This is a genomic window from Rhizobium moroccans (genome assembly GCF_057559155.1).
The window spans coordinates 225,925-239,170 of the sequence record NZ_JBHFJG010000009.1 but is presented as its reverse complement, the minus strand read 5'-3'; the positions used below and the strand labels follow the sequence as shown (position 1 = coordinate 239,170).

Annotated in this window: 10 protein-coding genes and 1 pseudogene; 2 read left to right on the top strand and 9 right to left on the bottom strand. The window is 60.2% G+C overall.

All coding sequences use genetic code 11. The features are described from left to right. Positions 1–197: 197 nt before the first annotated feature. Entirely contained in the window at positions 198–1,115 is a 918-nt protein-coding gene (locus ACE04I_RS07355) for a nucleotidyltransferase and HEPN domain-containing protein (RefSeq protein ID WP_487206851.1), read from the top strand. 48 nt (positions 1,116–1,163) lie between these two features. Here ACE04I_RS07355 and ACE04I_RS07350 read toward each other — a convergent pair whose 3' ends face one another. The 5 genes and pseudogenes from ACE04I_RS07350 to ACE04I_RS07330 all read right to left on the bottom strand — a co-directional run bounded on the left by ACE04I_RS07350 (position 1,164) and on the right by ACE04I_RS07330 (position 7,344). Beyond that, the gene (locus tag ACE04I_RS07350) at positions 1,164–3,167 is read right to left on the bottom strand and encodes an aldo/keto reductase (RefSeq protein WP_487206850.1); all 2,004 of its coding nucleotides are present in this window, start codon (positions 3,165–3,167) and stop codon (positions 1,164–1,166) included. 44 nt (positions 3,168–3,211) lie between these two features. Next, positions 3,212–4,294: an ABC transporter ATP-binding protein gene (locus ACE04I_RS07345; protein ID WP_487206849.1), complete on the bottom strand. Its 1,083-nt coding sequence runs from the start codon at positions 4,292–4,294 to the stop codon at positions 3,212–3,214. Positions 4,295–4,305: 11 nt separating this feature from the next. Further along, complete coding sequence (locus tag ACE04I_RS07340; RefSeq protein WP_487206848.1) at positions 4,306–5,142, bottom strand: carbohydrate ABC transporter permease; 837 nt, start codon at positions 5,140–5,142, stop codon at positions 4,306–4,308. Continuing rightward, positions 5,139–5,999 (bottom strand): carbohydrate ABC transporter permease, encoded by an 861-nt coding sequence (locus ACE04I_RS07335; protein ID WP_046796622.1) that lies wholly within the window; start codon positions 5,997–5,999, stop codon positions 5,139–5,141. The genes ACE04I_RS07340 and ACE04I_RS07335 overlap by 4 nt, the downstream gene beginning before the upstream one ends. Before the next feature lie 69 nt (positions 6,000–6,068). Then, positions 6,069–7,344 (bottom strand): annotated as a pseudogene (locus tag ACE04I_RS07330) (ABC transporter substrate-binding protein). 92 nt (positions 7,345–7,436) lie between these two features. On the opposite strand from ACE04I_RS07330, the gene ACE04I_RS07325 reads away from it, so the two are divergent. After that, a complete protein-coding gene (locus ACE04I_RS07325) occupies positions 7,437–8,321 on the top strand; it encodes a helix-turn-helix domain-containing protein (protein ID WP_487206847.1) in 885 nt (294 codons plus the stop codon). Positions 8,322–8,333: 12 nt separating this feature from the next. Here ACE04I_RS07325 and melA read toward each other — a convergent pair whose 3' ends face one another. The 4 genes from melA to ACE04I_RS07305 all read right to left on the bottom strand — a co-directional run. Beyond that, on the bottom strand, positions 8,334–9,707 hold the full coding sequence (melA, locus tag ACE04I_RS07320; protein WP_046796619.1) for an alpha-glucosidase/alpha-galactosidase: 1,374 nt from the start codon (positions 9,705–9,707) through the stop codon (positions 8,334–8,336). A gap of 22 nt (positions 9,708–9,729) precedes the next feature. After that, entirely contained in the window at positions 9,730–11,397 is a 1,668-nt protein-coding gene (locus ACE04I_RS07315; protein ID WP_487206846.1) for an ABC transporter ATP-binding protein, read from the bottom strand. 10 nt (positions 11,398–11,407) lie between these two features. Next, the gene (locus tag ACE04I_RS07310; RefSeq protein ID WP_046796618.1) at positions 11,408–12,538 is read right to left on the bottom strand and encodes an ABC transporter permease; all 1,131 of its coding nucleotides are present in this window, start codon (positions 12,536–12,538) and stop codon (positions 11,408–11,410) included. A gap of 1 nt (position 12,539) precedes the next feature. Then, positions 12,540–13,246 (bottom strand): ABC transporter permease (locus ACE04I_RS07305; RefSeq protein ID WP_487206845.1); only part of this gene is annotated, 707 nt, incomplete at its 5' end.

Here is a 13,246-nt window from a genome sequence, read left to right as displayed (position 1 = left end):
CCCATCCGAGGATGGAGAAGGCTCGGTCTGGGGCGCCGTGCCACAACGCTCAGGTTGTTTTTCATTTTCTGAGCAACCTCTAAGAACTCACCGCATTATTCGTTAGTCCAGATAGATCAATATTCAATTCTTTCATAACGTCGGATCCATGAATTCCGGTGGTAGACGGCGAATCGCCTTTGCCCTATCGATGGGATATGAAATCGAGCCTCGAACATCTGCCCGAGAAGAAGCAGCGGGAACTGGCCCGCGTCGTCGAGATCATCCACGAGGAGTTTGCCGATACACTCGCGGGAAGCTCGGCCACGTTCAAGACGCGCGGGCGCATCCTGAAGATCATCCTGTTCGGCTCCTATGCCCGCGGCACCTTTGTCGACGAGCCGCATACGATGAAGGGCTACCGCTCCGATTACGATATCCTCGTCATCGTCAGCTCCAAGAAACTGGCCGAGCCGCAATACTGGGACAAGGCGACCGACCGGCTGATGTGGGACAAGGGTGTCTCGACACCGGTCGGGCTAATCGTGCATGGCGCCCGCGAGGTGAACAACTTCCTGGCCGACGGGCAGTATTTCTTCGTCGACATCCTGCGCGAGGGCATCGTGCTCTACGAGCTCGACGACCGGCCGCTGGCCGAACCGAAGCGGCTTACTCCCGCCGATGCCCTCAGGGTGGCGAAGGAGCATTTCGAGAGGCAGAGCCAGAGTGCGAAATATTTTTGCCAGTTGGCGCGCTATGCCATTTCAGATGGACAACCAAATCACGCGGCATTCAACTTACATCAGGCCGTCGAAACCGCCTACTCGTGCCTTCTCCTGACCCTCACCAACTACAGCCCGCCATCACACAACCTCAAATTCCTGCGTGGCCTTGCCGAGGATCACGACCGCCGGCTCATCGAAGCCTGGCCGCGTGACCAGCACCGCTTCACCGCATGGTACAACATCCTCAACGAGGCCTATGTGAAGGCCCGCTATTCAAAGCATTTCGAGATCACCGAGGAAGCACTCGCCTGGCTTCTCGAACGGACAGAGCATCTCCATCGCCTCGTCGAAACGATCTGCAAGGAGCGGCTGGCGGAATTGGAGCGCGAAGCGAGCTTTGACCGCGGCTGACCGGACCGACGAGCGAACAAGCGATCGTCGGTACCGGTCTTGCAGAGATCAGCCCTCGAGCCAGCGAACCTCCTCATCCGAAAGCTTCACCTGAAGTGCCGAAAGGCTGTCTTCTAGCTCAGCCACGGTCCTGGGGCCGATGAGCGGCACGATCGGGAAGGGCTGGGCAATGACATAGGCAAGCGCGATATGGATCGGGCTACATCCACGCTTTTTCGCCAGCTCGATCGCCCGATCGCGACGCTCGAAATTCCGCTCCGAATACCAGACGCGGACGATCTCTTCATCATCGCGCTTGTCGCGTCCGGCTCTTTCCGTGAAGAAGCCGCGCCCCTGGCTCGACCAGGCGAAATTGGGAACTTGCCGCTCGTTCAGCCATCTTTTCCAATCGGCATCGGAGGCGGCGACACATCCTGCCCAGATCGGTTCCAGCATCTCAGCGAGCGAGAAATTGTTGGAAAGCGCCGCAGGCGCGGTCTTGCCGTTTTTGGCGGCATAGTCGGCCGCTTCGTCCATGCGCTCGCGCGTCCAGTTGGAACCGCCGAAAATACCACGGATCCGGCCGCGCCTGACCTCCGCATCCATGGCGTCGACGAACTCGCCGACCGGAATATCCGGATTGTCACGATGCATGAAGTAGACGTCGACATAATCGGTTTTCAGCCGCTCCAGCGACTGATCCAACTGCTTTGCGATCACATCCGGATAGCAAAGCGGCGAATGCGCTCCCTTCCCGATCAGCACGATCTCCTCGCGCGGCACCTTGCGGCTGGTATGCCAATCGCCGAAAATGCTCTCCGTCTTGCCCCCGGCATAGATATACGCCGTGTCGAAGACATTGCCGCCGGCCTCGTAAAACGCGTCGAGCGTGAGCGAAGCCGCAGCAAAATTCGGAAAGAACTCGAAGCCGAGAGCGGCAGCCGAGACCGGCTTTTCGAGCCCGGGAATCTTGCGCTTTGGAATGCTGTTTCCGGGCCTGACGACCTCGCCTGCGATATTCGTGATGCGCTTGGCAGCCGTTTCGACCCCATATGCTAGCCCGACGGACGCACGCCAGCGATCGAGCACACGCAGGTTGCCGAGCGCGTCCTCCCTGTTCATGCCGGGGAAGACGAACTCGGTGCGGCCAGCGCGGATCGCCTCGCCCACGGCATCGACCTCGAAGGAATAGAGGTAGCGCTTTTCCTCCATCTCGACCGTCTGCCGCTCGTTGCCTTTTATGATGTCGATGCGCCCCACCCCGCCCTGCCGACCGGAGGCGTACCAGAAATCCTTGACTTCGATGCGGCCCTTCGAGCCGATGATCCGCAAAGTATTGTCCTGCTGCGCCATGATCGAGCAGGACACTTCCGCGATGATGCCGCTCTCAAACTTCAGCACGGCGGATGCCCATTCGTCGACGTCGGACTGGCCGAGATGAGCGACGCCGGAGACGGTGACAGGCTCGGCAAAGGATTTACCTCCAGCCGCACCCGCCAGCATCCGCACCATCGATACCGGATAGCCGCCGACATCGAGAATGCCGCCGCCTGCCATGTCATTGGCGAACAGGCGGTGTTCGGGGCGGAAAGTGCCCATGTCGAAGCCGAAGCTGGAGCGGATGATCCTGACCTCGCCGATCGCTCCGTCCCTCACCAGTTCGGCGATCCGCGCGGTCTGCGGATGGAAGCGATACATATAGGCCTCGCCGACGAACACGCCGGCTTTTTTCGCCTCATGGAAGATGGCATCAGCATCGAAGGCCGAAAGCGCCATCGGCTTTTCGATCAGCACGTGCTTCCCCGCGCGGATGGCTTTTATCGCCCACTCCGCATGACCGATGTGGGGCGTCGCGACATAGACGGCGTCGATATCTTTGTCGGCAAGCAGCGCTTCATAACCCTTGACGATCCGCGCACCGGGAAAGCCGTCGGCAAGGCCCGGCTTATCGGGATTGCGGCTGGCGATCGCGACAAGCTTGCCCGTCGTGGAATGCGCGATCCCTTCCGCGAATGTCCGCGCGATGGTGCCGGGGCCGATAATGCCCCAGCGGGTCTGTTGTTCTAAGCTCATGGATTTTCCTCTTGGTCAGTCTTGGGAGAGATGGGATCGATCGATCAACGCAGCCGGTTGCCCTCCGCGTCGAAAAGGAAACAGCGTGCGGCGGATAGCCCGATCGTGAGGCTGTCGCTATCGCCGCCATGCCGTGATTCCGGCCGCTCGATGATAAGCGGCTCGTCGGAGATCGTGGCATAGACATAGCTTGTATGCCCGAGATGCTCGGCGACATCGATCCGGACGGTCATATCCGCGGCGCCGGCGCCCGCATTGACGAAATGCTCCGGCCGAACGCCAAGCGTGACCTGCGATCCCGCCGCCACGGCGCTGGAAACGGGAAGCGTCAGCTTAACCGCGGGGTCCGAGAGCAAGGAGACGGTAGCGCCGGATGCGCCCTGCCCCTCTACCTTCGCCTTCAGGAAATTCATCTTCGGCGAACCGACGAACCCTGCCACGAACTGGTTGGCCGGATCGTCATAAAGATCGAGCGGGGCTCCCACCTGCTCGATGCGCCCTGACCTGAGCACGACGATCTTGTCGGCGAGCGTCATCGCTTCGGTCTGGTCATGGGTGACGTAGATCATCGTCGTTCCGAGCTGTTTGTGCAGCCTGGAGATTTCGACGCGCATCTGCACACGAAGCTCGGCATCCAGATTGGAAAGCGGCTCGTCGAATAGAAACACTTGAGGTTCTCGCACGATCGCCCGGCCGATCGCGACCCGCTGCCGCTGTCCTCCGGAAAGCTGGCCGGGACGCCGGTCCATCAACTCGTTGATCTGCAGAATGTTGGCCGCCTGTGCGACGCGGCGCTCGGTGTCTTCCTTCGGGTTGCCGTTCATCTGTAGGCCGAAGGAGAGGTTCCGCCGCACCGTCATATGCGGATAGAGCGCATAGGACTGGAACACCATGGCGATGCGCCGCTCCGAAGGCTCGACATCGTTGACCGCCATGCCGCCGATTTCGATCGTCCCCTCCGACACGTCCTCCAGCCCGGCGATCATGCGCAGCAGCGTCGATTTTCCACATCCAGAGGGTCCGACGAAGACGACGAATTCGCCGTCTCCTATCTCAAGGTTCGCGCCATGGACGACCTCATAGGCTCCGAACCGCTTGACGACGTTGGTGAGTGTAAGTCCGGCCATGCTGCCTCCGGTTACTTGATCGCGCCGGCCGCAATGCCGGAGATGAAATGGCGTTGCAGGAAGACGAAGACGGCAAGGATCGGGGCGGTCAACAGCACCGCTCCCGCCATGATCCCGCCCCATGAAACCTTGGTGAGACCGATCAGCGTGCCGAGCGCGACCGGAGCCGTCATCATTCCCGGTCGCGAGTTGATCAGCAGCGGCCAAAGATAATTGTTCCAGGAGGCCAGGAAGAGAATGATCGAAAGCGCCGCCATGGTGGGCCGCGCCAGCGGCAGGGCGATATGCAGGAAGATGCGCCATTCCTTGATGCCTTCGACGCGGGCAGCGTCGAACAGCTCGGTCGGCATCATCGAAAAGGACTGCCGCATGAACAATACGCCAAGCGAGTTGAACAGCGGCGGCACGATCAGCGCAACCCAGGTATTGGCAAGCTTGAACTCACGCGCCACCATGATGAACTGTGGGATGACAACTACCGCGAACGGCAGAGTGATCGTGCCGAGAATGATGGCGATAACCATGGAGCGGCCCGCGAACCGATAGCGCGCCAGCGCCCAGCCCGCCATCGAGGTCAGCATCACCGAAAGGACCGTGTAGATGACGGCGACGGTGATGGAGATGAACATCGCCCGCAGGAAATTGGTGTCCGCCTGCAGATTGTTGAAGTTCTCGACGAAGTTCGTCGAAGGCCAGAGCACGATATCAGGGCTGAAAATGCCGTAGTCCGGCATCGTCGAGAACACGAACATCATCCAAAGCGGAAAGAGCCAGATAATCGCAAGCGGCGTTAGCACCGCATGCAGGGCAAGCCTTTGCATCATCAGCGTGCGGGATTTCGACTTCATTTCGCCTCCCTCCCGATGAACAGATTGAGAAGCGAGATGGCGACCGCGAGCGCCGCAATCGTATAGGCGATCGCCGAGGCATAACCAAAATTGAGCGAGGTGAAGCCCTGCCTGTAGAGAAGCAGGCCAAGCGTCTCCGTGGCGCCTCCAGGACCGCCGCGGTTGGTGATCAGGAAGGGTTCGGTGAACAATTGCATTGTGCCGATGACCGAGAGCACCACACAGAAGAGGATGATGGGTTTCAAGAGCGGCAGGGTGATATGGAAGAACTGCTGCACCTTGCCGACGCGATCGAGTGTTGCCGCCTCATAGACGTCGCCGGGAATGGACTGCAAGCCCGCCAGGATGATGATGGCGTTGTAACCGGCCCATCGCCAGGTCACCGCAATGATGACCAGCGCCATGGCAGCAGTCCCATTGTCGAACCACGAAACCGGGGGGAGCCCAACCGAACCGATCAACTTGTTGATGATCCCGAAATCGATACTGAACATCAGCCGGAAGACCGCCGCATAGGCCACCTCGCCGACAACCACGGGAGCGAAGAAGGCGAAGCGGTAAAGCGGTCGCGCCTTCAAGAGCGGTGAGTTGAGAAGTACCGCCATCACCGTCGCGAGCGCAATCATCACCGGCACCTGGATGACCAGGATGATCAGCGTGTTGTAAAGCGCATTATAGAAGGCCGGATCGGCGACGAGCCGGCCCCAGTTGACGGTAAGGCTGAACCTCCAGGGATTGACGCGCGTGTTCTGAAACGAAATCAGGAACGAATTGATGATCGGCCAAAGCCAGAAGGTCGCGAAGATCAACAGATAAGGGGCAAGGAACGCATAAGCGATCCTGTTGCGCAGGGGCATCGTCTTCTCCCGTCACCGAATTTCGATGGAATGGACCGGCCGAGTGTTTTTCCGCCCGGCCGAGCTCGTTCATTCAGCGATGGGAAGTCCGGTTGCCGTTTCGATCTGCTTGGCGGCATCGTCCAAGGCCGCCTTCGCATCGGGATAATCGTTTGCGAAATACTTGGTCTGGGCTGCCCGGTAGATCGATTCAGCGTCAGCCTGGAAGGCGGTCCCTCTGGCCGGAACGATCTTCGGCAGGGTAGCAAGAATGTCCGACCACACAGCCTGACCGCCCCAATAGGGTTGCGGCTCCTTGACGAAGGGATCCTGGACCGCGCTCAGAAGCGAAGGAACCAGACCAAAGGATTTCAGCATCGTGACCTGCCCTTCATTCGTGGTGAGCGCATACTCTGACGAATTTCCAGGCCGCCTCCTTGTTTTCTGATGCCTCGCTGATCGCCAGCGACGATCCGCCGAGATTGGCGGCGCGGGGACCGTCGGGCGTCAGGCTCGGCATGGGATAGACGCCCCACTTCCCCGCAAGATCGGGCGAGCCGGAGCGTACGGTGCCTTCGTACCAGCCGCCATACATCTGACTGGCGGCCTTACCCGCCGTGTTCGCTTGAATTTTTTGATCCCAGATGGCGGCCGTAATGATGCCCGCGTCCTTCATCTCCTTGAGCTTTTCGAGCGTTGCGACACAGGCCGGCTGGTTGATGGTGATGCTCTGCCCATCGGTCGAAAAGTAACCGCATCCCTGCTCGTTGGCGATCATGCGGAACCATTCGCTGTCGCCGTTGAAATCGGCCTGAGCCATCACCGTGCCGGGATTGGCCTCCATGACCTTCTTGCCCGCCGCAAGGAAATCATCCCAGGTCTTGATCGTCGACGGATCGACGCCCGCCTTTTCATAGAAGTCCCGGCGATAAAAGACGGCGACCGGACCCGAATCCCACGGCATCGCATAGGCGACACCGTCCACCTCAAGCTCCGTGCGCTTGAATTCGGGGAAAAGCGCCTGCATTTCAGGGGTATAGCCCAGCTCCGTCAGGTCGGCGAAACAATCAGGGAAGCGGTTCCAGAACACTTCCGCCTCGAAATTCTCGATGGTCACGATATCCGGCAGGCCGTCCCCGCCCGCGGCACAGGCAGCCAGGGCCTTGTCGAAGACCTGGCTGTTGCCGAGATCCTCGACCGTGACCTTGATGTCGGGATATTTCTTGTTAAACCCTTCAAGCGTGGACTTCAGAGCCGAGGCTGCGACGTTCCAGCTCCAGATGGTGATGCCGGTGGACTGCGCGGTGGCAGGCCCTGACCCGAGGAGCGCAAGCGAGACCGCTACGCCGAGGAATTTGGCGCCCATTGAAAACCTCCCTTTTTCAATTGCCGTTCTTCATCGAACATGGGCAGATTATCGCCGCACGAAAATCTGTCTCGTACAAAGGGAATGTGGATTTGGCGGAAAGTAAGGTTGACGAAAGAGCGATCTACCACCCCGGCGCCAGCAGCATCGAGGGATTTCCGACCACGCTGCAGTTGTTCCAGGGCCATCCCAGGATCATGCTCCGCCCCCACTGGCATGCACAGATCGAAGTGAACTACGTCATGCGCGGAACGGTGCATTACCGCATGGGCAGCCACAAGGTGCGGCTCAATGCCGGGCAGATGTGCCTGTTCTGGGGCGGCCAGCCGCATCAGATGGACGAATCGTCGGATGATTCGATCTATACAGGCGCGCACCTGCCGCTCGTGCACTTCTTCCGCATGCGCCTTCCTCCGGCCGTCTCCGGCATGCTGATGAACGGAGCCACGATGCTGACATCCGCGACCGACCGGGCAGACGAGGAGAATTTTCCGCGCTGGGTCCGCTATGTGACCTCGGGTGACGACGTGAGGGCCCAGCATGCCGTGGAGGAGCTGCTGCTGCGCGTCGAAAGAATGTTCTTCGAGCCCTATTCCGTGGTGTCTTCCGACAAAAGTCCCCTGAACGACAATGCTTCCGCCACGCCCTCGGTCAGCGTAGTGCGCATGTGCGACTTCATCGCCGCCAATTTTCTGGAAGAGATCGATGCGGGCGACATCGCCGCCGCCGCAGGCCTGCACCCGAAATACGCCATGAACCTGTTTCGCAGATCCACAGGAATGACGCTGATCAAATACCTGACATTGCTCAGGCTCTCGCGCGCGCAGGCGATGCTGGTGAACGGCAACGACAGCATATTGCAGATCGCCATGGACAGCGGCTTCGGCTCGGTGAGCGCCTTCAACAAGGCTTTCCGGTTGATTGCCGGCATGTCGCCTTCGGATTTCCGCCGCGACGTGCGCGTCGCGGCGGTGTGACTTCTGCGCGGTTCAGACGGCTTTCGCGTGCCTGATCGGCGCCTGCGCCCACTCGGGCAGCCAGTTGCCGTGAGCGGCGATCAGATCATCGACCAGCGACCAGATCTGGTCGAGATCCAGTTCGGCCGCCGTATGCGGGTCCATCATCGCGGCATGATAGATATGTTCGCGATTTTCCGTCATCAGCGCATGCACGGTGAGTTCCTGGACGTTGATATTGGTGCGGATCAAGGCTGTGAGCTGTGGCGGCAGCTCGCCGATATAGGTCGGCTGGATGCCCGAGGCGTCGACCAGGCATGGCACTTCCGCGGCACAATTTTCCGGCAGCGAGGTGATGCAGCCATTGTTGCGGACATTGCCATAGATCACCGACGGCTCGCCGGTCCAGACCGAGTTCATGATCGAGGAGGCATATTCCTTTGACTGGATTATCTCGATCTTCTCGGCCGAACGATAGGCCTCCGCCTGCCCTTTCCAGCGCTCGATCTGCTCGATGCAGCGCTTCGGATATTCATCGAGCGGAATGCCAAATTTCTCGATCAGATCCTCGCGGCCCTCCTTGATGAAATAGGGCGTGTATTCCGCGAAGTGCTCCGAGCTTTCCGTGACGAAGTAGCCAAGCCGCGTCAGCATCTCGTAGCGCACCTTGTTCGGGCAGCGCGGATTCCAACCAGGTTTCGGCGCGCGTCCTTCGCGATAGGCGCGGACCAGATCGGGATAAAGGTTCCTGTAGGAACCGTCCGGCTGCCGGTGCTCGAACTTCAGGTAGAAGGCCATGTGGTTGATGCCGGCCGAGCGGTAGCGGATTTCCTCATAAGGGATGTCGAGGTCGTGCGCCAGTTCCATGGCCGTACCCTGCACAGAGTGGCAGAGCCCCACCTGCTTGATCGTCGGGTATTTTTCCGCGATCGCCCAGGTATTGATCGCCATGGGATTCACGTATTGCAACATGATAGCATTCGGGCAGACCGCGAGCATATCCTCGCAGATCTTCCACAGGTGCGGCACCGTGCGCAGGCCCCGCATGATGCCGCCGACGCCGAGCGTATCGGCGATCGTCTGGCGCAGACCGTATTTCTTGGGCAGTTCGAAGTCAGTCACCGTGCAGGGTTCGTAGCCGCCGATCTGGAAGGCGACCACGACGAAGTCGGCGCCCGCCAGCGCCTTGCGCTGATCAAGATGGGTCTCAACCTTCGCCTTCACCTCAAGCGTGGAGATCAGCTTGTTGACGACGACCGCGCTTTCTTCCAGCCGCTGCGGATTGATGTCCATGAGTGCGATCGTCGCGCCGGACAGAGCCGGACGCTGCAAGACGTCGCCGATAATGTTCTTCATGAAAACGGTGGAGCCAGCTCCGATGAAAGTGATCCTGGGATTTCGTGCCATAACAACCTCCGGCATTCGGCAATCATGCTACCTCGAAAGCGGCCTTGACGAGCCGTTCCGTGTAGTCGGTCTTGGGATTGGATAGAACTTCGTTGACAGGCCCCTCTTCCATGATCTTGCCGTGCTGCATGACGATGACACGGTGACAGAGCGCCTTCACGACCTTGAGATCGTGGGAGATGAAGAGATAGCTCAAGCCCCTCTCCTCCTGCAGCTTTCGCAGGAGGTCGATGATCTGGGCCTGAACCGACAGATCCAGCGCCGAGGTCGGCTCGTCGAGCAGGATGAATTCGGGTTCGAGCGCGATCGCGCGGGCAATCGCGATGCGCTGGCGCTGCCCGCCCGAAAACTCGTGCGGAAAGCGCGAAAGGATGTTTCCCGGCATGCCGGCCGCGACCAGTGCCTCGCGTACCCTGTCCAGGCGCTCGGCCTTGCTGACGCCAAGCCTGTTGACGACGAGCCCCTCCTCGATGATCTGGCCGATCGTCATGCGTGGATTGAGGGAGGAAAACGGATCCTGGAAAACGACTTGCATTCGGGAGCGTAGCGGCCGCATTTCGGCGCGCGAGCGACCATGGATCGGCTGGCGGTCGAAAAGGATCTCCCCGCTTTCGGCATTGGTGAGCCGCAGCAGCGCCTGCCCGAAAGTCGTCTTGCCGGAGCCGGATTCGCCGACGAGCCCGAGTGTCTCGTGTCGTCGTAGCGTCAGGTTCAGGCTGTCGACGGCCACAAGTTCGCGAAGCGCCGGCTTGAAGAAGCCGCCGTGGCGCAGCATGAAGGAGACTCGCACTCCCCTTGCATCGAGGATGACATCGGAACTCTCCGGTATCGGCTTGGCCTGGCCGCGCGGCTCCGAGGCCAGCAGGTGCTTGGTATAGGGATGCTGCGGGTTGGTGAAAAGCTGCTCGGTCGTGTTATGCTCCCGCATCTCCCCATGCTGCATCACGTAGACGTAGTCGGAGAATTTCCGGACGATCGTCAGATCATGGGTGATCAGCACAACCGCCATGCCCCGCTGCTGTTGCAAGCTGCGGATGAGATTGAGAATTTGCGCCTGTACCGTCACGTCGAGCGCCGTGGTCGGTTCGTCGGCGATCAGCACGTCCGGATCGTTGGCAAGCGCCATGGCGATCATCACGCGCTGGCGCTGTCCGCCCGAAAGCTGGTGCGGATATTGCCTAAGCCGCGCTTCCGGATCGGGAATCTGCACCTGTTTCAACAATTCCAGCGCACGGGCCTCGGCCTGTCTGCGGGTCGTCTTGCGATGAACGCGGATCGCCTCGACGATCTGCGTGCCGACCGAATAGAGCGGATTGAGCGAACTCATCGGCTCCTGGAAGATCATCGAAATCCGGTCGCCTCTCAGCCGGCGACGCGCCTTTTCAGAGAATGTGAGGATATTGGCTCCGTCATATTCGACCCTCGCCTTCGGCGACACGCTGGCGCGCTTGGAAAGCAAGCCCATGACGGTACGCGCTGTCACCGACTTGCCGGAGCCGGATTCGCCGACGATGGCGATCGTCTCTCCACGATAGAGCTGGAAGGAAACATCCTTCACGGCCTCCACGTGGCCGTGTTCCACCGTGAAGTTCACGCCGATATTGCGGGCGTCGATGATGGGACTTTCCGACCGGAGGTCGTGGTCGCGGCGGGTGGACGGCGCAAAGGAACTGACGAGTGCAAGGGCCATCTTCATCACCTCAATATGGATCGACCGCGTCGCGCAAACCGTCACCCAAGGCGTTGAACGCAAAGACGGTGACGAGCACGAAGCCGACGGGAGCAAGAATCCAGGGATAGGTCCCGATGACCGAATAGTTTGCGGTATCCTGCAACATCAGGCCCCAGGAGATCAGCGGCGGCTTCACGGCAAAACCGAGAAAGCCGAGGAAGGATTCCAGGAGCACGACATGCGGGATCGCCAGGGTCACCGCGACGATGACGTGGCTCAGGACATTGGGAAAGATGTGCTGGAAAATGATGCGGCGGTCCGTGGCGCCGATCGCCATCGCCGCCCGCACGTAATCGATGCGCGCCAGAGCAAGCGTCTTGCCGCGCACCTCGCGCGACATCTGCGCCCAGCCGAGCGCCGACATGACGAAGATGACAAAGGCAAGAAAGACATTGGTCGGCGCGGTGATGGGGATCAGCGATGTCAGCGCCAGATAGAGCGGCAATTGCGGAAAGGCGAGCACCAGCTCGACGAAACGCTGCACCCAGACGTCGAAGCTTCCACCGTAATAGCCCGAGACCATGCCGATCGTCGTGCCCACGACCGTTATGATGACGACCACGATCAAGGCGATCATCAGTGAGATGCGCGAGCCGATGATCGCACGCGACAGCACGTCACGGCCGAACTTGTCGGTGCCGAGAAAATGCACCGGCTGCCCATCGACGGTACCAAAGAAGTGCCGGCTGGCCGGGATAAAGCCAAAAAGCCTGTATTCGGCACCCTTTACGAAGAACCCGAGATGTCGCGGATTGTCATAGTCCGGCCCGACGATCGGCTGGAAGGTGACTGGATCGAGCTCTTCGGAATCTGCTAGCGCGTAGACGCGTGGCCAGACGAGATTACCCTCCTTGTCGTGGAAGCTGATCGTCTGCGGCGGTGCAAAGCCGATATCCGTCGCCTTCGGATCCATCGGCGCCAGAAAGTCAGCAAAGACGGCCATGATCATCAAAAGACCGACGAGGATCAGCCCCATCATGCCGGTCCAGGAGCGTTTCAGGCGTCGCCAGACGAGCGCCAGATAGCTCTCATTGCCATGCGGGCCGCTCTTGAGAGCCTCTTCCTGCTGCGAAGAAGATGAAGAGTCCAAAGCGTACATCTCAGGCTCCTTCGTATTGGCGGACCCGCGGGTCCAGCATCGCAAGCAGCATGTCGGCGATGATGTTGCCGATGATCAGCGTCGCCGACAGCACCATCATGAAGGTCGCGGTAACATAGACGTCGCCGATCGCCATCGAGCCGACGATGGCGGGGCCAACGGTTGGCAGCGAGAAGATGATCGCCGTCTCGATCTCACCGGTCAGCATGTAGGGAAGCACGACCCCCTGGTACATGACGAGCGGGTGCACCGCATTCGGCACTGCGTGGCGCATCACGACGGCGCCCTCCGACAGGCCCTTGGCCCGCGCCGTCTCGACATATTGCGCATTCAGCGTGTCGAGCAGATTGCCGCGCATGACGCGCATATTGTAGGCGAGCCCTCCGAAGGTGGCGATCGCCACGACCGGCCAGACATGGCTGACGAGATCGACGAATTTCCCCCACGACCAGGGCGCACCGCCATATTGCGGCGAGAAGAAACTGCCGATTTCCGAAACATCGAAGTGGAAGACGAGCAGGTAAACGATGATCAGCGCCATCAGGAAGCGCGGTACCGTCATGCCGAGAAAGGAAATGCCCGAAAGCAGGTTGTCGATCCAGGAATACTGGCGTGTCGCCGCCCAGATGCCGAAGGCGATGCCGAGCACGGAGGCAAGCAGATGGCACACAAGCGCAAGCGCCAGGGTGCGCGGCAGACGCTCGCCGA

Bases quoted from the DNA above. Each gene is read 5' to 3' on its own strand.
- ACE04I_RS07340 (WP_487206848.1), bottom strand. From the start codon at position 5,142: ATGAAGTCGAAATCCCGCACGCTGATGATGCAAAGGCTTGCCCTGCAT.
- ACE04I_RS07345 (WP_487206849.1), bottom strand. From the start codon at position 4,294: ATGGCCGGACTTACACTCACCAACGTCGTCAAGCGGTTCGGAGCCTAT.
- ACE04I_RS07350 (WP_487206850.1), bottom strand. From the start codon at position 3,167: ATGAGCTTAGAACAACAGACCCGCTGGGGCATTATCGGCCCCGGCACC.
- ACE04I_RS07355 (WP_487206851.1), top strand. From the start codon at position 198: ATGAAATCGAGCCTCGAACATCTGCCCGAGAAGAAGCAGCGGGAACTG.
- melA (WP_046796619.1), bottom strand. From the start codon at position 9,707: ATGGCACGAAATCCCAGGATCACTTTCATCGGAGCTGGCTCCACCGTT.
- ACE04I_RS07335 (WP_046796622.1), bottom strand. From the start codon at position 5,999: ATGCCCCTGCGCAACAGGATCGCTTATGCGTTCCTTGCCCCTTATCTG.
- ACE04I_RS07315 (WP_487206846.1), bottom strand. From the start codon at position 11,397: ATGGCCCTTGCACTCGTCAGTTCCTTTGCGCCGTCCACCCGCCGCGAC.
- ACE04I_RS07310 (WP_046796618.1), bottom strand. From the start codon at position 12,538: ATGTACGCTTTGGACTCTTCATCTTCTTCGCAGCAGGAAGAGGCTCTC.